At 48.9% G+C, this 21,291-nt stretch carries 16 protein-coding genes; 11 read left to right on the forward strand and 5 right to left on the reverse strand.

Annotated features, from left to right (window positions below; translation table 11 throughout):
* Window positions 1–11: 11 nt before the first annotated feature.
* The 3 genes from K7P76_RS07835 to K7P76_RS07845 form a co-directional block, all read right to left on the reverse strand.
* Window positions 12–1,325 (reverse strand): ABC transporter substrate-binding protein, encoded by a 1,314-nt coding sequence (locus K7P76_RS07835; protein ID WP_232184685.1) that lies wholly within the window; start codon window positions 1,323–1,325, stop codon window positions 12–14.
* 172 nt (window positions 1,326–1,497) lie between these two features.
* Window positions 1,498–3,309, reverse strand: coding sequence for a cache domain-containing sensor histidine kinase (locus tag K7P76_RS07840; RefSeq protein WP_232184686.1), 1,812 nt, complete (start codon window positions 3,307–3,309; stop codon window positions 1,498–1,500).
* The gene (locus K7P76_RS07845; protein ID WP_232184687.1) at window positions 3,306–4,922 is read right to left on the reverse strand and encodes a response regulator; all 1,617 of its coding nucleotides are present in this window, start codon (window positions 4,920–4,922) and stop codon (window positions 3,306–3,308) included. Before K7P76_RS07845 ends, K7P76_RS07840 begins: the two co-directional genes overlap by 4 nt.
* Before the next feature lie 203 nt (window positions 4,923–5,125).
* On the opposite strand from K7P76_RS07845, the gene K7P76_RS07850 reads away from it, so the two are divergent.
* Both K7P76_RS07850 and K7P76_RS07855 read left to right on the forward strand, forming a co-directional pair.
* Window positions 5,126–7,852, forward strand: coding sequence for a discoidin domain-containing protein (locus tag K7P76_RS07850; RefSeq protein ID WP_232184689.1), 2,727 nt, complete (start codon window positions 5,126–5,128; stop codon window positions 7,850–7,852).
* Window positions 7,853–7,942: 90 nt separating this feature from the next.
* Window positions 7,943–8,902: a helix-turn-helix transcriptional regulator gene (locus K7P76_RS07855; RefSeq protein ID WP_232184691.1), complete on the forward strand. Its 960-nt coding sequence runs from the start codon at window positions 7,943–7,945 to the stop codon at window positions 8,900–8,902.
* Here K7P76_RS07855 and K7P76_RS07860 read toward each other — a convergent pair.
* Window positions 8,899–9,882, reverse strand: a complete 984-nt coding sequence (locus K7P76_RS07860; protein WP_232184693.1) for an NAD-dependent epimerase/dehydratase family protein — start codon at window positions 9,880–9,882, stop codon at window positions 8,899–8,901. The two genes, K7P76_RS07855 and K7P76_RS07860, sit on opposite strands and share 4 nt — an antisense overlap.
* A gap of 117 nt (window positions 9,883–9,999) precedes the next feature.
* Between K7P76_RS07860 and K7P76_RS07865 the strand changes: the two genes are divergently transcribed.
* The 9 genes from K7P76_RS07865 to K7P76_RS07905 all read left to right on the forward strand — a co-directional run bounded on the left by K7P76_RS07865 (window position 10,000) and on the right by K7P76_RS07905 (window position 19,907).
* The gene (locus K7P76_RS07865) at window positions 10,000–10,197 is read left to right on the forward strand and encodes a hypothetical protein (RefSeq protein WP_232184694.1); all 198 of its coding nucleotides are present in this window, start codon (window positions 10,000–10,002) and stop codon (window positions 10,195–10,197) included.
* 443 nt (window positions 10,198–10,640) lie between these two features.
* Window positions 10,641–12,443, forward strand: a complete 1,803-nt coding sequence (locus K7P76_RS07870) for a cache domain-containing sensor histidine kinase (RefSeq protein WP_232184695.1) — start codon at window positions 10,641–10,643, stop codon at window positions 12,441–12,443.
* Window positions 12,444–12,474: 31 nt separating this feature from the next.
* Window positions 12,475–13,545, forward strand: a complete 1,071-nt coding sequence (locus K7P76_RS07875) for a response regulator (protein WP_232184696.1) — start codon at window positions 12,475–12,477, stop codon at window positions 13,543–13,545.
* A 43-nt stretch (window positions 13,546–13,588) separates the two neighbouring features.
* A complete protein-coding gene (locus tag K7P76_RS07880) occupies window positions 13,589–13,990 on the forward strand; it encodes a helix-turn-helix domain-containing protein (RefSeq protein ID WP_232184697.1) in 402 nt (133 codons plus the stop codon).
* Window positions 13,991–14,090: 100 nt separating this feature from the next.
* Window positions 14,091–15,389, forward strand: coding sequence for an ABC transporter substrate-binding protein (locus K7P76_RS07885; RefSeq protein WP_232184698.1), 1,299 nt, complete (start codon window positions 14,091–14,093; stop codon window positions 15,387–15,389).
* Between the two features lie 62 nt (window positions 15,390–15,451).
* Window positions 15,452–16,336 carry a carbohydrate ABC transporter permease gene (locus K7P76_RS07890; protein ID WP_232184699.1) on the forward strand — a complete coding sequence of 295 codons (885 nt, stop codon included), beginning with the start codon at window positions 15,452–15,454 and terminating at the stop codon, window positions 16,334–16,336.
* Complete coding sequence (locus tag K7P76_RS07895; protein ID WP_232184700.1) at window positions 16,333–17,157, forward strand: carbohydrate ABC transporter permease; 825 nt, start codon at window positions 16,333–16,335, stop codon at window positions 17,155–17,157. The genes K7P76_RS07890 and K7P76_RS07895 overlap by 4 nt, the downstream gene beginning before the upstream one ends.
* A gap of 12 nt (window positions 17,158–17,169) precedes the next feature.
* Complete coding sequence (locus K7P76_RS07900) at window positions 17,170–18,108, forward strand: glycoside hydrolase family protein (RefSeq protein WP_232184701.1); 939 nt, start codon at window positions 17,170–17,172, stop codon at window positions 18,106–18,108.
* 563 nt (window positions 18,109–18,671) lie between these two features.
* Window positions 18,672–19,907 (forward strand): IS110 family RNA-guided transposase, encoded by a 1,236-nt coding sequence (locus tag K7P76_RS07905; protein WP_232184702.1) that lies wholly within the window; start codon window positions 18,672–18,674, stop codon window positions 19,905–19,907.
* Between the two features lie 152 nt (window positions 19,908–20,059).
* On the opposite strand, the gene K7P76_RS07910 is transcribed toward K7P76_RS07905, so the two are convergent.
* The gene (locus K7P76_RS07910; RefSeq protein ID WP_232184703.1) at window positions 20,060–21,271 is read right to left on the reverse strand and encodes an MFS transporter; all 1,212 of its coding nucleotides are present in this window, start codon (window positions 21,269–21,271) and stop codon (window positions 20,060–20,062) included.
* Window positions 21,272–21,291 lie beyond the last annotated feature (20 nt).

A 21,291-nucleotide genomic window follows, 5' to 3' on the forward strand; every position in this document is an offset into this window, starting at 1 on the left:
TCGTTATTTCGTTATTTGGCCTGGGCTTGAGCTTTCAGCTTCTCGTACTCGGTTTTTATGGCGTCCCAGCACTCTTGCGGAGTGGATTCCTTGAGCATCATTTTTTGCGTCTCTTTCACGACAACGTCGGTGAAGCCCGGCAGCGAGCCATCCAAATAGAAACCGATGTTCGTCTTGCTGATGGCCTCGTTCAGCTCCTGCTTAAGCGGCGGCAAGTTAAAGGTCGAAGAGTCCACTGTAATGCTGGAAGTAAGACCGCCTTCGGACCAGATTTTCACCACTTCGGGATCCATGAAGATATCGATGAAGTCGAGCGCCGCTTCTTTCTTCTCCGGTGTCAGTTTCGCGTTAAGCGCCCAGGCGCCGTCCGTCGAATTGACGATGGTGTTCGGCAGCTTGCTGTCCGTAACCGGGAAGGCGAATACGCCGACAGGGAAGTCCAAATCCTTGTAAGCAGGCAGGTTCCAGTCACCGTCCACGACCATTGCGGTTTCTCCTTTGGCGAACAAAGTCGGAATCGCATTGTAATCGATCGAGGACATATCTTTCCGGTAGTAGCCTTTGTTAACCCAATCGTTCACGGTAGTGAGGGAGGAGACCATCGCATCCTCCAGCGGCTTGCTGACGCCCTTCAAATAATAGAAGTCGTTGACGTTCTTCATGTCCACTTGCCCATACAGCAGGGAGAATACGCTCCACATAAGGTTGAAATTGTTCAGGCCCGCATTTTCCATCGGAATTTTGCCTGCTGTCTTAACCTTTTCCAGAATGGCGTTATATTGTTCGACGGAAGTCGGCGGCGTGAGATTCAGTTCCTCGAACATTTTTTTGTTGTAAAACACGACGACAGGCGCCATCAGGAACGGCACGCTGTAGTAGGTGTCAGGCGTTCTTAAGTTGTTGTATTCGATGGCTCCGGACACTTGCTTATCCAGCCAGCCCCGACTTTTTACATCTTCCGTAATATCCATCAGGTAGTTGTTCTTTTGCAGCATCTGCTGCTTGGCATCGTCCACATACACGATATCCTGACCTTCGCCGGAGGAAAATGCCAGCTTCAGGCTTTGTTCGTAATTGCCGCCATCGGCGCTGTGCTGGATCGTGACATTCGGGTGTTTCTTGTTGAAAATGGCGATCGTCTGATCCATCATCTTGATGCGCTCTTCGCTGTTCAGATAGGATGTGACGGTCAGGGTAATGTTCTTTTCCGCATTCGTTGCGCTTGCGCTCTCGGAACTGCCATTGTTTGAAGTACCGGAGCTGCAGCCGATCAGACCGGTTACGAAGGCAGCTAACAAGGACAACAAGACGATTTTTCTGCTCATCTTATGAACGAACCCCTTTCTGTGCAGAACTCTGATTGATAAGACATGATTATTGTAGCGCCCCGGGCAACCCTCTGAAATGCAAAAAACAACGGGTTCACCGCGGTCCCCGTTGTTTTGTCCCAGTAGCCGCAACGTGCGCGGTCAGGACGATCTTATTCCTGGTACTATTCTACGATTTTGGGACTGCAGGCAGCCGAAGCGTTACGCAAGTTCCTGCTTGTCCGCTTTGGATCTCGATACCGTAACGCAATCCATAATGCAATTGCAGTCGCTGGTGAACGTTGGATAGGCCAACATTGTCTCGCTCTTCCGGGTCTTCCAGCTTAAGGCGAAGCGCCGTTAGCTTGTCCTCGGGGATTCCGCAGCCGTTGTCGCGGACATGCAGCAGCATATCGCCATCGGTGCGGGCGCCTTCGATCCGGATTTCTCCCCGAAAACGGGTCGGCTCCAAGCCATGCAGCAGCGCGTTCTCGATGAGAGGCTGAACGATAAGCCGCGGAACCGTAATGTCGAGAAGGGCTTCCTCGATATTCACGATTAAATGTATCCCGTCACCGTAGCGGGTATTCATGATTTTCAAATAATCTTGGACATAATCGAGCTCTTCCCGCAAGGGCACGATCGGGACGGTGCTCTTGTATATCGGGCGGATCAAGTTTCCCAGTGAAGTGATCGTTTCCATAATGTTCGTGGCGCGGATGGAGATAGCCATCCATTTAATCGTATTTAGCGTATTAAACAGGAAATGAGGGTTGATCTGGGATTGCAGCACCTTGATTTCGGCAAGCTTCTTGCCGCGTTCGATCCGGTTGTTCTCCTCGACGAGTTCGCTGATGCTATGCGACATCCGGTTAAATTCTTCCACGACGATGCCGAGTTCGTTCGAAGGTCTGTGCGCGATCTGTGTACCGAGATGTCCTTGCTTCAAATTTCTCATCCCGGCAAGCAGCGTGTAGATAGGCCCGGTCAGCTTTCTCGTCCACCAGAACGAAAACGCGCCGCCAATAATGAGGCTGATCAATAACACAACCATTAGCGTCCAACGCAGAGTATAGATATCGGACATAAACACGGATAGCGGCATTTCCATGCCGAGCAGCCAGCCCGTTTCCGATAATCGGTAATAAATGAACTGCCGTTTCTGATCGTCCATATTGGTAATAAAGCTGCCGTATTGGCCAGTCATTTGATCCAAATCGGAACGGCGCTGCCCCAAGCCTGCCTTGTCGTTGGAGGAAATAATGGTCCCATTCGCATCGAGCAGCACCATGCGGGTGTCCGGATCGTCCGTTAAATCCCCGAATGTGTCGTAAACGGAAGACTCCAGCAGGTTGAAAACCAATGTCCCGCCTGGAACGGACTGATAGAAGGTTTTCACTGCGCGCGCGGCGGATATGATCGGCACGTCCGCGCCGGGCTGCTTTCTTTCCGCCACGCTTGTTTCAAACGGACCGGATCGTCCTCCCCCTGCCCAGACGAGACGCGGATAACGCTCCACGGCTTCCAGATTCATCGGGGATTGTTGGAAGGGGCGGGGCGTCGGCTGCAGCGAAGCGTAGCTCGTTGACGACGTTACCCCGATGGTTTTGCCATCCTTGGTAATAATGAAGATCGAGTGCAGGAACGGATAATTTCTCACGTCCGCCGCCATTGTCTGCATGATGGAGCGAACCAATTGGATGCGGCGATATTCGTTTTTCTCGGTGTCGTTCAGGAAAGTTTCGAAGTCTGAATTTAGAAAATACGATTTCGAAAGGCTGTCCGTCTTCGTCTGGAAATCCAGCAGATTGCGTTCCACCTGCCGGAAGCTCCGGACAGTCGATTCCTCATTCCGATGTTGGAGAATTTCCAGCAAATTCACATACAGGAAAACAGAACCGAGCCCAAGAATGAGCAGACTGGACAACAAGAAGGTCAGCAGCAGCTGCGTCCGCAGCATGAGCGCACCGAATTTGCGTCGGAGAGAGGATAGGGCGCTCATGGCCTGTTTCCTTGCGCCAGAACGGAGTCACGGCGTTTGCGGTATTCCGTCGGGTTCAGCCCAGTTTCCTTTCGGAATACCCGGCTGAAGTAGCTGTGATCGGAGAAGCCGACCAGATGGGCGATTTCGTAAGTTTTCATCATCGTCGTGTTCATAAGTTCCATAGATTTGGCGATTCTATAGCTGTTCGTATAATCGACGACGCTTAGGCCGGTTTCTTTTCTAAATAACGTCCCGAAATAATTCGTGCTCATAGACACCTGCGCGGCAAGGTCGGAACTGGAAAGCTCCTCATTGTAATGGAGGTGAATGATCTCGATGGCGTCGGCAACCGCCTTGCTGAATGTTTGGCGGGACTTGATCCGACTGGCCAACCGATCCATCGCATCGATTATAGCGGAGACCGCTTCTTCCAGCGATTCGCTGCTTGCCAGCTTCTCGTGGGCCGCAAATGCGATTTGATCGGCTTCAGATCCCGTCAGCGCGAAATACACTACTGGCAGCTGCAGAAGCTGGGTCATCAGCGCGTTTAATGCATTCCGGTCATGCGGATTGTCGCGCTGCAGGTACGCCTTTATTTTGGAATCCCATTGTTTCTGAAATTTTTCATCGCCGAAGAGAGCGCTATGTTTCGTCAGCTTATCCAACTTTGACTCCACAAGGTCATTTACCGCATCTATCCGAACTTCCGCCTTGTGGATCAGCCGGTCTCCGCCTAGCACGAATTTGTAAGCCAGTGCTTCCAAGCATTCCGCATATTGCTTTGGAATATGCTGAAATCCGTTGCGCATGGGGCTGACTCCGAATGTGACGGTAACATTGAAAAAGGTGTTCATTACTTTCTGAATGTGCCCGGCCATCTCTGCGATGAGCTGCTGAATTTTTAATTCGCTGTGGAGATCGTGCATACTCAGCAGGAGCATATAACGCCAAGGTTCTATATGAATGACAAGTCCTCGGTTGTACATCATCAGAACTTCATTTAGCACATTAAGCAACGAGGACTTGATCAAATCGCCGTTCTCATCGTTGAAGCGCTTCTGGAGCACGTGGAAATGATCCACATCAACGACCATCATAAGCAGCTTCTGATCCGGCAGCTGTTTATTCGTCTGTTTCAGAAGCTCGGTAAACTCCGGAGTGCTGTATAATTGGCGGAACATGAAGTCTTTGATCAGATTTTCCAGCCATACTTGTTCATTCAAGGGAGGAATGGCCGAAGTACGTCTTTGCTGCTCAACCATCTTTTCTTTCACTTTGAGCAGCACATTCTCCATTTGATCCGGCGTCATCGTTAGCTTAAGCATATAATCGGTTACTCCGAGGGAAATCGCTTGGCGAACCAGATCGAATTCTTCAAGGGCAGTCAAGATGACGATTTTGGTATGCTCGTCCTTCTCCCGAATTTGCTGAATCAGCTTCATCCCGTCCATAATGGGCATCTTTATATCCGTGATGATGATGTCCGGTTTTTCTTTCACGTAGACGTCCCATGCTTCCGCGCCGTCCGCCACCGCGGCGATGACTTCCATCCCCAGCTTTGCCCAATCGATCGAATTGCGCAGCCCGACCCGGACCAGAATCTCATCTTCGGCAATTAGTACTCGGTACATGGCGGTCACGCTCCTTCAATCATCCTGTTACCACACAATATAGTCTATCCTGACAAGCGAGACAAGCGTGTTCGGAAGACGTTCTATCGGAAAAGAGCTGAGAATAGTGAAAAGAAATCAAAGGATATGGTAAATCAACCGTACAATAATCCGCTTAGTATTGTAAATGAAGGCGTTTACATTTTATGCGGAGGTGTCGGTTCATGAGCACTAGGCTTGCAATGAGGTTTATATTTTTGACATTCCTGCTCGTCCTGCTGGCAGGACAGAGCGCATTTGCATCATACACTTTTACGTCGGACGGAATTATTATCGCAAGGGATGACGGTTCGGGTTTCTCCTATGATTACGCTCCTTCCGTGATCGTTGACGGGACGACGACCAAAATTTGGTGGTGCGGCCGAGGGCTGAACGGCGGCGACAGCATTTTCTATTCTTCGAAAGTAGGCAGCGGTTCCTTCTCCACACCGCAAATCGTCCTGTCTCCGACGGCCGCGTGGGAGACAACCCATACATGCGACCCTTCGGTCATTAAGGGAAACTGGACGGTCGGAAGTTCCGGCTACACTTATGCGATGTACTACGGGGCGGCAGCCGAAGTGAACGTTGGCATTACCAGCACGAAAATCGGAGTTGCCTTCTCCAACGACGGAGTGACTTGGACGAAGTATGCCGGCAATCCCATTTTGACCAACCCGGACTCTAATTACGATTACGGCGTGGGCATGATGTCCGCCTATAGCACCGGCGGATCGAACGTCACTTTAGCGTACTACGATCACAGAAAAAACAGCGCAACGATCGTGCGTACGTCTACGGACGGGGTAGCTTTCAGCAATCCGTACAGGTTGCCCTTCTCCGGATTGGATACGACCGGCGATCTGGCCTACTCCTCCACTGAAAACAAATGGTATTTGACGACCAAAAATCAGGAAGCCGATAATATCGACGGGGTAGAGCGGTCGGACAGAGAGATGCACGTTTTCCGGACAAACGGAAGCTCATTGTACAACAATGACTGGTCCTATATCGGTCATATCGGCCAGTCCCTTACGGGGTATTATAAAAATCACAATCCGGGATGGTACAGGGACGTTTCCGGAAATTTGCATGAAGCGTCGGGCAGCCGGTTTATCGGATTCGGAGCGCAGACGGCTAACTGGGGCACAACCGATCCCAACAGTTGGGATTTGGCGCGGGTAACGATGTCCGGGACTCCCGACTCCGTTTCGTCGCCGGGCTCCTTCCAATTGAGCTCTCCCTCCAATGGTTCGCTTGCGCTGGATCCACAGAACGTTACGTTTAATTGGCAGTCATCGTCGAATGCCAACAATTACATTCTCACGGTTTCCGAAAGCTCGTCGCTTAGTCAGTACGATTCGGGAATTTCCACCCCGATCGTAACTTCCATTCATGCAACCTCGTACCGGGCAATTCAGACTTCATTTAACACTTGGAACTACGGCATGGTTCTGGAGCCCGATAAAACCTATTACTGGACGGTCAAGGCCGTGAACAGTCAGGGAGACGTCGTGGCTTCCAACGGCCCGTATTCCTTCACGACGAGGAAAAACTTGAATTGGGACTTCAATGGTATCAATCACCAAAAGTGGTTTTGGCAAAACGGAGTGACACCGACAAGCGTAGGGGCCGGTCGGGCGATATTCGATTTAACGGGAACGGACAACCTAATCTCCAACGGCAGAACATACGGTCCCATCAGTCTGGATCTATCGGCTAAAGATAAAGTAATCGTAAGAATGAAAAACAAGTCTTCGGCAAATACGCTGAGAGTGCACTATGCTTTAATGGATGACAGTTATTGCGGGGACAACAATGCCGGCTGCTATCGATATAAAGACTTCAAAATCGTGCCGAGCGACACCGTGTATCGGGAATACGTATTGGATATGTCGGGAAGTACGGGGTGGAATACTTCGGGTAAGAGACTGGCGCTCGTTAAATTGAATTTTAACGGTACCGGAGTCGTGGAATTGGATAACATTATGATCGCGGGCAGCGATTTCGCCAGAACGAATATCGATGATCGGGTGCTTCGGTTCGGTGCAAGTGCAAGCAGCCATTTCGACACCGCGAACTTCCCCGTCTCCAACATCATGGACAATCATTCCGGGTCCATGTGGGTCAGCGCGGGTCACCCGGGCGAGAATTATACGGAATCGGTCGTCCTCGATACGGGAAAAAGCGATAAAATCACCAAGATCATATTCACTCCCCGCAGCGACGGGTTGGCCGTCCCGAAAGATTTCAATGTGTACGTCAGCGATAATCAAAGCAGCTGGGGAACGGCCGTCGTATCCGTAACGAATAACCCAGCCGGCACGACTGAGCAAGTTTTCACGCTCGGTACGCCCAAAGCGGGAAGGTACGTGAAATTCGAGGCGACCAAGCTAAGGACGGACGGGAGCTCGACTTATTTTCTTCAAATCCCCGAATTGCATGCCGATCGCGATATTACGAATCTCGCAACGGTTCCCAATGCGGATTTCGAAAGCGAGGTCGTGAACTGGTCGAAGTGGGCTAGCAATGGCGACCCAACGATTCTTTTTACGGGAACCCGTAATATTACTGGCGTTGCTGCCGTGAATGGTTCCCAGAACTACGCCACCGTATTCGATGCGGTCGGTACGGCAGGTCGATTGTACCGGACAATCTCGGGGCTTCAGGCAGGCGCAACCTACAAAATTACGGTTTGGGCGCAAGCTTCGGGAAGAAATGCCAAGCTAGAAGTGAAAAATTACGGCGGGGCGGACGTATCTGCAACGACGACGAGCAGCACCTGGGTTCCGATCTCGGTGAACGTCACGCTGGGCGGTGCGAATACGTCGCTCGAAATCCATTTGTACGGCGAAGCGGGCAGCGCATGGTCCTACGCTAACTTTGACAATTTGGAAATCTTCAAGACATAATCAATGAAGTAGACGCAGTGAACCGTCGGGCGATGGGAGGATTCCAGCCCGGCGGTTTTGTCGGCTGACAACATGATGGGGGTTAAGCGGATGTCAGAACCTGTGCATATGAAGAGTGAACTCATCGACAAGTTGAGTATGATGATTCCGATCATTCACCACGTAGGTTGGGAAGTGCGGGATCACAAATGGGCTTGTCCGACCCAGGCAAGCAAACACGAACCTTGTTTGGAATACGATGAGACGCAGCGCTCCTATTTTCGGGCCATTCCCTATCACTGGATGATGATGGTTATTGAAGGACAGGTAGAAGTCATTCTGAAAGACGGGAAATACAAGGTAGAGAAGGACATGCTCGTCAATTTGCCGCCTCATTGTCTTCATCGGTTGCGGGTCGATAAAATGGCCAAGTATGTATGGGTGCACTATAACGTCAATATTTCGGATGTACGGGAAGAAGCTCATGGCTATGCCGATTTCGAGAGAGAACAGGAGCGGCTTACGGGGGCAGCAAATTATCGCCGGGCGCAAGTCGATCTGCCGGTTCTGAACGTTGTCCAGAATCCCCAAATGATCCGCAAGGTATTTGTCGCTGTGACCGAGGAGTTCATGCTGGAGGAACCGGGCTACTTGCTTGCTTCCCGGGCCAACATGCAGTTATTGTTGACCTTGCTGTACCGGAACGAGTATCAAGAAAAAGAAAACCGTCATTCGATCGGAATTTCGGACCCCTATATTGCCCAAACGGTCGAGCATATCCACCAGTTTTTCGCCCACAAGCTTACCGTTCCCCAGTTGGCCAAATCCATCAATTTGAGTCCCAATTATTTTACGTCCAGATTCGGCGAATTAACGGGCTTCAGTCCGGTTGAATACATTCAAAGGCTGCGGATCAACCATGCCAAAAAACTGATGAGGGCAACCAACTATACGCTGACCGAAATCGCCGACTTGCTCGGCTTCGACAGCATCTCCCATTTCAGCCGGACGTTTCACAAATTCGAGGGAATCTCTCCGAAAGCTTATCGGATAACGATCCCCCGCTACTAGGATCCGAAGGCTTCGCGGTGGGCTTGAATAATCGCATCCTCCCACGTTTCGAGGCTGGAGTCGGGGATATGTCCTTGTTGATCCATGTATTCAATCACTTGGCGCATGCCATCATCCAGAGAAACGGCGGGAACGAATTCCGGAACGTCGCGAAAAATTTTGTCCGAGCTGTAATAGTCGTTGTGTGCAAAGATTTCGCTGCAAATACTGAATCTTTCCTTGTCGAGAGAGAGCAGCGTTTGCAAGGAGATGCCAACAAGCTCCACTTCCCTGCCCAATACCTTCATGGCGGTACGATGGTAGTTCTCCCAAGTGGTAAAACCGCGATTGACGAGGTTATACGTCTGGCCGATGCAGCGCTGTTTGCCGATGACGCCTGCGAAACCTTTGGCGGCATCATCTACATGAAGGAATGAATGAAGCGCTTTTCCGTCCCAGCAGACGATTATCGGTTTTCCCCTGCGGATACGATCTATCCAGGAGAAATCCCAGGCAACTTGACGGAGCAAACCCCCTTTCGGTCCGTAAGTTGTCGAAGGCTTGATGATCGTAACGGGAAACCCTTCCCTGTGATAGGCTTCCAGCAACAGATGATCCGCATCCGCTTTGCCTCTTCCATAATCCGTAATGGGCCTTAAAGGATGATCCTCGGATACGGGGAGCCAGTCATAATCGACTCCATAAGTACAGACCGTCGAGCATTGGATGAACTGCCCGATCTCCGGAAAGGCCGCAATACTGCTGGCCGCATCTTCCTTCGTAAAGCTGATCATGTCTATGGCTACGTCAAACTTCTCTTTGCGCATCGTCTTCTCGAACGTTTCCCTATCCTTACGATCACCGATAATGATCCGTGTTTCCTTCAAAGCCTCGGCGTGGTTACCTCTGTTGTAACAAGTAACTTCGTGCCCTTGCTTCAGCAGCAGCCTGACAATACTCGTGCTGATATTCCCCGTGCCTCCCAGAATAACAACCTTCATCCTCATTCTCCCCGTTCCTAGTGATTTGAAGAAATTATAAGCTTATATGAGCTATAAATCCACAGGGTGTCAATAAAGGAAACGAGGTTTCCTTTATTTTTTGCGATTGGGAGTACAATGGCGAAGCCTAGCTTAAACGTTGATCAACTTGTATCGTCCAAAGATGCTTCGAAGAAGTTCGGGGAAATTCGGAAGAAAGCGCAAGAAAGCGCAAGAAAGCGCAAGAAAGCGCAAGAAAGCGCAAGAAAGCGCAAGAAAGCGCAAGAAGTTTCGCAGTTTGTCATGGATAACGGTTCTGGCTGGTCAAGTCCATAATTGAAGCATCTACAGTTGAATAGAGCGGATTATCCGCTTTAAATCGGCTAAAGAGGCTCCGTGGGTAGGAATAGAGCGGATTATCCGCTTTAAATCGGCCGAAGAGGCACTGTGGGTAGGATTAGAGCGGATTATCCGCTTTAAATCGGCTAAAGAGACATCGCAAGAACGCCCTTTTATACCGGAATAACGTTCTACCATAACGCTATTGGTTGAACGTCACGATGGGAAAGTAATTGGATTTGTCCCGTTATTATGAAGGTAATCGGTGGGTATGGGCTAAAACGAGAGGAAGCACAAGGAGTTATCCATTAAATTCGGAAAAACATCGCCAATTCAATCTAATTAACGGGAGTTTTCCATTTATTCATTCTTCTTCAGAATTATAAGTATCACTTGTGTCTCGTCATTTGTTAAAGTTAAATGGACGGGGGGAGTCGAATATGGTAGCGAAGTACATGTTTCGTCAGCTCTGGAAAAGATCCATTATTCGAAATATGCTGTTTTCCTACCTGGGTATCAATCTGTTGCTACTGTTCCTCCTTGGTATCGTGTCGATCCGGGATTCGACGGACACGATGACGAAGGAGATTACGGACTCAAGCTACAAAGTAATGGAACAGGCGGCACGCGGATTTAATTTTAGCCTTGAGGAAGCCAAAAGACCCCTCGTTCAGTTTGCGGGGAATTATTCCGTTGTTGCGCTTATGACGCCTGATAATAAAGTCAGCGTAGAGGAACGAATCCAACATGAACGCAATATTGGCGTTCTTGCTGCGGGAGTGACTTCTTTCCAATCTTTAATAAGCGACGTCTTGATTTTAGGCTACAACGGTTATCTGAATAATCTGGACGGCCGCAAAACGCTTTTGTGGGATTATCCCTTTGTTGAGCAACTCTGGTTCAAGAAAGCAGTATCCGCTAACCCGAACAAAGGTTTTATTACCTTAAATCTTCATAAACAGGATTACTACATCCGTACTAATGTATCCAAATACAACCAATTCACGTTTTCTATCGCCTTGCCTGTTAAAGATTTCAACCAGCACACAATCGGTGCGGTTGTCGCGAATTTGGATCTGAGCAAAATAAACGGTTTGTTTGAACTTACATCGGATCAGAATGACGAAAATATTTTCATGATTGACGAGGACGGAACGGTCGTTGTTCATCAGGACAAAACAAGCATTGGCTACAAAATGAATTTTGAGGGAATCCAACGAATATTCGAGAAAGACTCGGGCAGCTTTGTATCCAATATAGAGGGCAGAGAACGGCTCGTTATTTTCCATCCGACGGCGGTTCAGGGCTTAAGGCTCGTTTCAACGATTCCGATGGCGGAAATCCGCGGACAATCGGACTCACTGAGGGCTAACTTGAGAAGTATTTTATATTTGTGTCTCATTCTAAACACTCTTTTGTCGGTTATCATCACCCTCCGTATTTCCAGACCCTTCAGCCGACTGTTGATAACCATCGATAATATGGGAGACAAAAGCTTATACGTGGTTCCCAAAAACTATAAATACCGCGAACTGAATCTGATAGGCGATAGATTCAAAGAACTGGTTGGGCGAATCGAGCAGTTGGTTAAACAAAACTATGTTTCGCAAATCGCCCTGCAGGAAATACAGCTAAAGACGCTGCAGTCGCAGATCCATCCGCACTTTCTGTTTAACACGCTTCAATTGGTTCAGACGGAAATCGTTTGCGGGAACGCCGAAGATTCCAATCATTTGTTGCTGTCATTAAGCAGCTTGCTTCGCTATTCCATGAAGGGCTCCAAGGAAACGGTTGAGCTTGGACGCGAACTGCAGAACGTTAAGGATTATCTTTTTATCGTAAACAAGAAGTTTGCCGGCCGCATTGATATTGAGTATGTCGTTCCCGATCCGGAAGTGCTGCGATCCAAAACGATTAAACTAATGCTTCAGCCGATAGTCGAAAATGCCATTGTTCACGGTTTTGAAGAAAATCCGAAATTCGCTCGCATTAGGATCCATATTCTGACCGTCAAAAAAGGGATTCTTATTTCGATCGTCGATAATGGGGTAGGTATGAGCAAGGAAAGACGGGAATGGCTGATTAGCCAATTGCGCCTGACGGACATTCCACTCGATAATATCGGGCTCTGCAATGTGGATCAAAGAATAAAACTGAAATACGGCGATGAATACGGAATTCGAATCAGAAGCCATGCCGGAATAGGAACGAGAGTATATGTATTGTTGCCTAGGCAGTCTTAATGCGATGTGATGAGAGGAAAGGATGGAATACATGAAGCTGCTCATAGCGGATGATCAAATGTCTTTGCATACTTATTTGGATAAAATAATAGATTGGCAGTTATTGGGGATTACGAATGTCATACATGCCTATAACGGTAAAGAAGCTGCGGATATTGCTAGGGACTTCTTGCCTGATTTGCTGATTATCGATATTCGGATGCCTGAGTTAAATGGAATCGATGCGCTAAGGAACATTCAGACACTCCCCAAAAAACCGAAAACCGTCATCTTGAGTGCTTTCGACGAATTCGAATATGCCCGAGATGCGTTGCGGCTTAGCGTCGCCCACTATCTGTTAAAGCCTGTGGACGGTCAATTGCTTATCGAGACGATTCGTGAACTCATTCGGGAAATCAGATCCGATTTGCAATCGGCAGTGGTGCGGGAGCTCGAAAAAGCAGGGCATACGAATGATTTTTCAGAGAGTTGTTTAGGCGTGTTAAGGGGAGCTTTCGCGACGTATGGAATCGTAAGTTATGCGGTATCGACAATTAGCGGAAATTTACCTGCGGGTTTGACGTCGGAGCTTCTAGCATGGGGAAGTGATAATAGGATTCCTTACTCATTCTTGCTGCGAGAGAGTAACGGGGAGTATGTTTTTCTGCTAGGAATGACAGTAGAGATGTTGCATGAGGAGTGGCGGGATTGGTGCGAAAATAAGGTTGGTGCCTGGAGAGCGCTTCGGCCGGAGTGGGCGGTATCAATGGGAATAAGCCGAATAGAAACTCAATTGGATGCTCTCCCGAGGCGAATGGCCGAAAGCATCAACTCCTCCAAGCTCTCTTTTTATTTGCCTGAAGCCGTATTGGAATACAGTGAACCTTCTTTTGCGGAGAATAGCCATCTATGGGCCATTCATGAATTGGAAAAAACTTTCGAACAGAAAGTAAGAGGCGGGTATAGTCCCGAATCCATAGGAAGCAGCATGAACGAATTGCTTGATCAGCTGCGGATGAAGAGGGCGGATCCGGATTTTGTCTATGGAGTTTGCCATCGTTTATTATTCATTTTCCTTCATGCCGATACCGGTATAGCCCCAAAGAGCCCCATCGGTTCTTGAACTGAGAAGCTCATACCGGTTATTCGACGATTTGCAGCGTTATATGAATGACCAGGTTGATGTTTTCCTATTTTCTGCTGGAAGTCCGAACAAGTCGGTCGAGGTGATCCGTCGAATCAAGAGTTATATCGACGCTCATTGCGAAGCGGATTTATCTTTGCAGACCGTGGCGGATCAGTTCGGCATCGATAAATATCGGCTGAGCCGGGAGTTTAAGCAAGAGTTCGATGAGAACTATTGGCACTGCGTTACCCGGATCCGTATGGAACAGGCTGCTTCATTCCTCAAGGAAACGAATTGGAAAAATAGCAAGATCGCGGAACGAACGGGTTACGCGGACGAAAGTCATTTCAGCCGGGCCTTCAAAAAGCACTATGGGATTTCGCCTAAAGACTACCGCACGACGAAGGATAAAATTCAAAAAGATGAAATACGCAACGATTGACAAGTTTTCACGCAACAAAATGAATTCATGCTCCTCCGAACAGAGATTATAATCAACTTTGAAAGGGCTTACAAAACAAAAAACAGGGGGAACAAACGAGATGAAGAAGTTTCTTTGGTTTGGCAGCGCTTTGCTGTTGTGCTTGTCGATGGTGCTTACGGCCTGCAGAGGCGGAAATAATGCGGAATCTTCTGGAAGCGTTAACAACACAGAGGGCTCTAAAGAGAGCTCCGATAAAAAAGTAAAGCTGAGTATTCTATCATGGAACAACGAAAAAGAAATGACGCCCGTAATGGAAGCGTTCACTAAGAAATATCCGAACATCTCATTCGACTTTCAGACCGCACCTCCGGTTAAGGATTATATCGCCAAACTGCAAACGATGCTGTTATCCGATTCCGCAACCGATATCTTCATCATAGCTGCGGAAAACCGCAATGAAGTTATTGACGGGGGTTATGCTCTGGATATAACCGATCAACCGTTCATGTCCGCGATGGTAGACGGAAATAAACCGATGCTGAGCAAGAACGGCAAAACGTATGCTTTTACGCAAACCGGATGGGCCGGAGGCTTATTCTACAACAAGGAATTATTCGAGAAAGCGGGCATCGCCGAAATTCCGAACACTTGGGATGAATTTATTCAGGATTGCTTAAAGCTGAAGGCAGCCGGAATTATCCCTCTCTACGACAACATGCAGGATGTCACGACGATTCACAACTCTTTATTCGCCAACCTGCAGCTATCTAAGGACAAGGATATCGATGCCAAGATATTCGCTGGAGAGACGACCTTCTCCAACACGTGGACGGAAGTATTCAAGATCTGGAAAAAGGATCTAATCGACAATAAAATCCTTACGCCGGACATGATTGGACTTTCGGGCGATCAGATCGTGAATGAATTCGCGCTTGGTAATGTAGCTATGTTCCCGGGCGGACCTTGGAACATCAATACGTTGGAACAGACGAACCCGGATTTGAAATTCGATATGATGCCTGTTCCCGGACCGGATCCGTCGGGCGGCAACTACTTTGCGGGAGCTCCGGGGGTTGGATTTGCCGTTAATGCCAAAACAAAATACAAAGATGAAGCCCTGCTCTTCCTGCAATTTTTGGCTTCGCCGGAAGGCTTGAAAGATTTCGAGACGGGTACGGGGGCGTTGATCACGGCGAATGGGTACGAAGGCAAAGTTCATCCGGCGATGATGAATGCCTATAAGAACGGGCTGATGGCCGGTAAAGTCTATTTGCCGATGGTCTCATGGCCGAGACATCAGGAAGCTCTAAGAAGCCAATTCGTCGTTTCGATGCAGGATTTGGCGGTAGGCAAGGTAAAGCCGGAAGAAGTGACGCAAGCTCTCGACAAGAAATTCAAGGAAATGGAAAATAAATAAAAGTAGGATAACGGAGGGCGAGGGATAACCCTCTACCCTCCCTTAACCGGAAGGAGGTCCATGTGGTCAGGCTAATGCGCCAACTGCAGTTTCAGATATTCATACTTCCGATCCTGATCGTCTACACGTTATTTAGTATTTATCCGCTCATTAAGTCATTCGTGCTGAGCTTTACGAATTTCGATGGGTATACGAAGGCTTACGACTTTGTCGGACTTAAAAATTATGATCTCATTTTCAGCGACGATGCCATCGTATCGGGTATGTCCTATACGCTTATATTCGCATTTTTTAGCACCATGCTGATTACTGCGCTTGCCATACCGCTTGCTTTGATACTTGACCAGAGATTTTATACGAGCAAGCTGCACCGGGCGATCTTCTTCTTCCCATCCATTCCAAGCGGTTTGCTTCTTGCTTATATTTGGGGATTCATTCTGGCTCCTATTTCCTCGGGCGTATTCAATAAAGTATTGAAGGAATTGTTTAATCTTGGACCACAGCCATGGCTTTCCGATCCCTTATTGGCTAAATTGTCTACGATCGTCGTAGCCGCCTGGGCATCGACGGGATGGCATGCGGTACTGTATCTTGCGTTCCTGCAATCGATTCCGAAGGATTATTATGAAGCGGCGGCAATTGATGGAGCAAACCGATGGCAGCAGATCCGTCATATCACGATCCCTTTGTTAGCGCCTGCGATGACGATTAGCGTCATGCTTCTGCTGACCGGCGGACTGAAAGTATTTGAAATTCCGTTCGCCTTAACGCGAGGCGGACCTGGATTCGAGACGCATACGATTACGCAGGTCATCGTGCTCCGGGGGATTTCCGAAACTCAGTACGGACTCGCCTCGGCCATGTCTATCGTATTCTTCTTAATCGTTTTGTTAATCGCGTATTTCCAAGTAACCTTCATGCAGAAGAGGGAGGAGCGTAACCGATGACCAGCGCTCCGAAACGGATTTGGATACTCGACGTGCTGATGCTTCCCGTTGGAATCGTTGTTTTTTTTCCGTTTTATTTAATTATCATTAATACGTTCAAGAGCTTGAAGGAGACGGCCTCGAGTCCGATGAGCCTGCCCAAGGAATGGATTTTCTCCAACTATGCCCATGTTATTCGGGAGACTCCGTTGCTTCGCAGTATGGGGAACAGCGCGACAATAACGATCTCGTCGGTTATCCTTATGGTATTGATCGGCGCGATGGCTGCTTACCCGGTTGTATTTAATAGCAACAAGCTGAATCGGGGCCTCACTGTTTACCTGCTTGCGGGCTTTATGATTCCGTTCCAGACGACTTTGATCCCGTTGTTTCAACTGATGACCGATTTAAGCTTGATCAATAAAATTTACGGTTTAGTTATCTTATATATGGGCGGAGCCGTATTCGTCTTTTTCCTAATGATGGGATACATGAAGACGATTCCTAAGGAACTGGTCGAAGCGGCGACGATCGATGGATGCAGCGTATGGGGCATCTTCTGGCGCATCATATTGCCGCTGCTTAAACCGATTACGGTAACGAGCATTATTTACCAAACGATGTGGATCTGGAACGACTTTCTGGCGCCGATGCTGTTTCTTAACTCTCAAAGCAAAGCGACGTTGGTATTGCAAATTTATAAAGCCAAAGGCGAATTTTCGGTGAATTGGCCGATGTTCATGACGTTAACGGTCATCTCGCTCGTTCCAATCTTTATTTTCTTTATTGTCATGCAAAAACAAATCGTCAAAGGCATCGTAGGCGGGGCTATTAAAGGTTAGGAGGAAACGAATATGAATGCACCGTTATTTCGAGATCCGATCTATGACGGAGCTGCGGATCCCGTGCTGATATGGAATCGGCAGGCCGCGGAGTGGTGGATGATTTACACGAACCGCAGGGCGACGGCGGAAGGACCCCGTTTCGCATGGGTTCATGGGACCGATTTGGGTGTCGCTTCTTCTTCAGATGGCGGTGCTAATTGGGTGTACCGGGGAACGCTAACCGGACTGGAATTCGAATGGGGCCGTAATACATTCTGGGCTCCCGAAATCATCTGGCACGGCGATCGTTATCACATGTACGTCAGCTACATCCAGGGCACTCCTCATGATTGGCCGGGACATAAGCGTGAAATCTATCATTATACGAGCCCCGATTTGCTGGAATGGACTTTCGTCTCGAAGCTTGAGCTCAGCTCTGATCGCGTTATCGATGCTTGCGTTTACCCATTGCCGGATGGGCGATTTCGCATGTGGTACAAGGATGAGGCGAATGGTTCCGCTACTTATGCGGCGGACAGCGACGACCTCTACGAATGGCGGGTCGTTGGACCCGTTATTGAAGGTCGTGGGCATGAGGGACCTAACGTTTTTCGCTTCAAAGGCACCTACTGGATGATTGTTGACGAATGGAGAGGGCAGGGGGTTTATCGTTCCGATGATTTGGAATCCTGGGAGCGCAACGGGATGATTCTTGATCGGCCGGGTACGAGGAAAGACGACGAAACGATCGGATTACATGCGGATGTGGTGGTACAGGGAGACAATGCTTATGTGTTCTATTTCACGCATCCGGGTCGCAAGGGGGCTTTGGATCAAGTCGAACAAGAGCAATCATATGCAACCCGAAGATCCTCCATTCAGGCAGCCCGGTTAGATGTAATAGATGGTTTTCTCGTATGTGATCGGGATGAATCTCTTGAATTGAAGCTTGATCCGGATACGGATTAGCAGAAAAAAGAGGCTTTCTCTTATGGGATTAACCCGGGAGAAAGTCTCTTTATTTGTTCGGAAAACCAAACACCGGCATTAAATTAAGAGCTATAAATCTACCGGCCATAAAAGCCTGGCTTTGTTACGCGCGGTTGGTGCGACCCACTGAGCCAGAGTTACTCGGTTTTTCCGTCTAACTCCCCGCTATTGGGCCTGCTGAGGTAGAATTACTCGGTTTTTCCGTCTAACTCCCCGCTATTGGGCCTGCTGAACCAGAATTACTCGGTTTTTTCGTCTAACTCCCCGCTATTGGGCCCTCTCCTGAGGAATTAATCGATTATTTCGCGTTACCGTCACCGCCATGAATGAAAATGGGCACGTACGCATGCTTTTATTCTTCTCGCAAACTGGGAAAAAAGAGAATAGAACAGAGCAAAAGACGGTGGAGTATTGGTTAATCCGTCGAGTAACCTGTCTTATTGCAGTTTCGAGAGCCGCCCATTGTCTGCCAAAGACGCGTATAAACTCTCCTAAATTTAGCTGCATGGTCTGTTCTAATTTTATGTTAGAAGGTGTTTGAGATGGATGCGGTTCGAAAAGTTTGTGCTGGCTTGGATGTGCATCAGAAGAATGTTGTTGCCTGTATTCTTACAGGACCCCTGGAGGGCAAACCAACTCCTATCATTCAGTCTTTCGGCACAACAACGCGTGAATTGCTGGAACTACAGGACTGGTTGGAGGAACACGAATGCCGGGATGTAGCGATGGAGAGCACAGGCGTACTGTGGAAACCCGTGTGGAACATCCTAGAGTCTACGTGTGAGCTAGTGCTTGCCAATCCACAGCATATCAAGAATTTGCCCGGTCGCAAAACCGATATCAGGGATGCACAGTGGATCGCACAACTCCACCGCTGTGGACTGATTGAACCGAGCATGGTTCCTCAGAGAGAAGTCCGTGAGCTTCGGGACAAGACCCGTTATCGCCGCAAACTAGTACAAAATGCAACCGCAGAGAAGAATCGGATTCATAAGATTCTTCAGGATGCCAACATCAAGCTTACTTCGTTCATCACCGATTTGTTCGGCGTATCCGGGCGTGCTTTGTTAAACAGGCTAATCGACGGTGAGGTGCTGGAGGAAGCGGAAGTACGCACGCTGGTGAAGGCCCGGCTTAAAGGTAAAGTCCCCCTACTAATGGATGCGCTGAACGGTAAACTGCTGAAACATCACCGCGAGATGATCCAGTATCACATGGAGCACCTGACCTTTCTCGAAGCAAAAATTGGGCGGCTTGAAGAGAACATTCAGGTACTTGTAGAGCCTTATCACGAAGAGGTGAGATTGTTAGACACGATTCCTGGCATCGAAGAAATCGGCGCGATAACGCTTCTGGCTGAAATTAGCCCAAATGTTGCCGAGAAGTTTCCATCTGATGCCAGGCTGGCATCCTGGGTTGGTGTATGTCCGGGCAACAATGAGAGTGCCGGAATAAAAAAAAATGCCAAATCACGTAATGGGAACAAACACGCTAAAAGCATCCTATGTCAAGCTGCCTGGGCCAACGCCAAGAGCAATAGTCGTATCGGGGAATATTTTAGACGAATACGAAAACGTCGAGGCGAACAAAAGGCCGCAGTCGCCACGTCGCATCTCATACTCAGAATCGCCTACGCAATGCTAAAGGATCGAATTGAGTATAAACACATCGAACCGTCTATTTTTCAAATCCCGACCGAAAAAATGACCGAGCGTTTAACGAACCAATTGAAACTGTTGGGATATGAAGTGGAGCTAAGGCCTACAGGCACCCATTAATTTTAAAAATTCTTAAAGTCAAATACAGAGAGCCCCCCCCTTTTTTTGCCTTCTCGCATCCTTCATTTTCGTATAAACTCCCGACTGCTTCCTACCTAGCTCATTTGTAAGATTGACCTTACTCCTAAGCAATAATTATCTAGAAACTCAACCTATGCTTTAGACGACGCAAGCAGCAAAGCTTTATTCCCTACCGCTATAATCGCGCATGTGGCATATAACGTCGCGGACACGGTGAGCGCATATTGAACGCCGAGAAGGTCGGTTAAGCCTGCCATAAGTAAGGATGAGATGCCGAAGGTGGCGAAAGCCAAAGTCCCTTTGGCCGAAAATACCTGAGGCAGCTTGCCCGGCTCGATCCATTTCTGGCATAGGGTACGCTGGGCGATATCGCGCAGCTGGAAAGCTGGCCCCATAAGGAAGTTGAGAATCAGAGCGGCTGACGGAATCGGAATCCAGGCGAAGCTGAACGTTAGCACGCAGAAGATCAGGGAGCCGAACATGATCGTATGGCCAAGCCAGCGATCAACGAACCTAGATAATAGGATACCGCCAAGTCCGCCGACTAACGTGCCGACAAGGAAGCTAGCGTTTATGAATCCCCACCAATCTTCGCCGCGGTGGAGGACATTCTTAACGTAGACGAGCATGACGGCTCCCGCGAAAATACCGCCTGCGAGACCTTCCAAGATCTCTAATGCGGAAATCACTCGCAGCACGGGCAAGCGCCATAGAATGACCCAGCCCTCTCGCAGCTTGTGCCAAGTCGATTGGAGTTCCGGTTGTTCAGGGTGCAGCGTAGCAGATAACCGTATGCGAGTCATCGCAACCGCGGAGAGTGCGAAGAGAGCAAAGGTCAGCCACAAGACGGGCAACGCGCCAAGCCATACGAATACCGCCGCCCCCAAAGACCAGCCGGCAAGCCGGACTCCCTGATCAACGGTAGCGAGCAAACCATTCGCTTTGACAAGCTGATTTTCGTCGACGAGTCTGGGTACGATGGCATTTTTGGCGGGTGAAATCCAGGCTTCGAGAATGGAGATCAAGATCACGAATCCGAGTATGATGGGAGGGGATACGGGATATTGCGCGAAGTAGAGAACGACTAAACCTAACAGCAATGTGGCTTGCCCGAATTGGGCGTAAACGAGCAGAGAGCGAAGCGGGAACCGATCCAAGATCAACGGAGCAAAAAACCCGCTAATGAGATTGGCTAAGCAGCGCAGGAAAGCGACCATCGCGGTGTACGTGGCCGAACCGGTTGCCGCGTACAGCAGGGTGATCAAAGCGACGAGGTACAGGACGTCGGCAAGGCTGGCGAAGGATTGGCCAATCCAAAGAAACCGGAACGAGTATTTATTCATGGTAAATAACCCCCTGTTTC

The sequence above is a fragment of the Cohnella silvisoli genome (assembly GCF_021190915.1).
GTDB classification, from domain to species: domain Bacteria; phylum Bacillota; class Bacilli; order Paenibacillales; family Paenibacillaceae; genus Cohnella; species Cohnella silvisoli.

Coding starts and splice junctions, on each gene's coding strand:
- K7P76_RS07845 (WP_232184687.1), bottom strand. CDS start 4,922: ATGTACCGAGTACTAATTGCCGAAGATGAGATTCTGGTCCGGGTCGGG.
- K7P76_RS07835 (WP_232184685.1), bottom strand. CDS start 1,325: ATGAGCAGAAAAATCGTCTTGTTGTCCTTGTTAGCTGCCTTCGTAACC.
- K7P76_RS07895 (WP_232184700.1), top strand. CDS start 16,333: ATGACCAGCGCTCCGAAACGGATTTGGATACTCGACGTGCTGATGCTT.
- K7P76_RS07905 (WP_232184702.1), top strand. CDS start 18,672: ATGGATGCGGTTCGAAAAGTTTGTGCTGGCTTGGATGTGCATCAGAAG.
- K7P76_RS07910 (WP_232184703.1), bottom strand. CDS start 21,271: ATGAATAAATACTCGTTCCGGTTTCTTTGGATTGGCCAATCCTTCGCC.
- K7P76_RS07860 (WP_232184693.1), bottom strand. CDS start 9,882: ATGAAGGTTGTTATTCTGGGAGGCACGGGGAATATCAGCACGAGTATT.
- K7P76_RS07880 (WP_232184697.1), top strand. CDS start 13,589: ATGAATGACCAGGTTGATGTTTTCCTATTTTCTGCTGGAAGTCCGAAC.
- K7P76_RS07865 (WP_232184694.1), top strand. CDS start 10,000: ATGGCGAAGCCTAGCTTAAACGTTGATCAACTTGTATCGTCCAAAGAT.
- K7P76_RS07840 (WP_232184686.1), bottom strand. CDS start 3,309: ATGAGCGCCCTATCCTCTCTCCGACGCAAATTCGGTGCGCTCATGCTG.
- K7P76_RS07850 (WP_232184689.1), top strand. CDS start 5,126: ATGAGCACTAGGCTTGCAATGAGGTTTATATTTTTGACATTCCTGCTC.
- K7P76_RS07870 (WP_232184695.1), top strand. CDS start 10,641: ATGGTAGCGAAGTACATGTTTCGTCAGCTCTGGAAAAGATCCATTATT.
- K7P76_RS07855 (WP_232184691.1), top strand. CDS start 7,943: ATGTCAGAACCTGTGCATATGAAGAGTGAACTCATCGACAAGTTGAGT.
- K7P76_RS07875 (WP_232184696.1), top strand. CDS start 12,475: ATGAAGCTGCTCATAGCGGATGATCAAATGTCTTTGCATACTTATTTG.
- K7P76_RS07900 (WP_232184701.1), top strand. CDS start 17,170: ATGAATGCACCGTTATTTCGAGATCCGATCTATGACGGAGCTGCGGAT.
- K7P76_RS07885 (WP_232184698.1), top strand. CDS start 14,091: ATGAAGAAGTTTCTTTGGTTTGGCAGCGCTTTGCTGTTGTGCTTGTCG.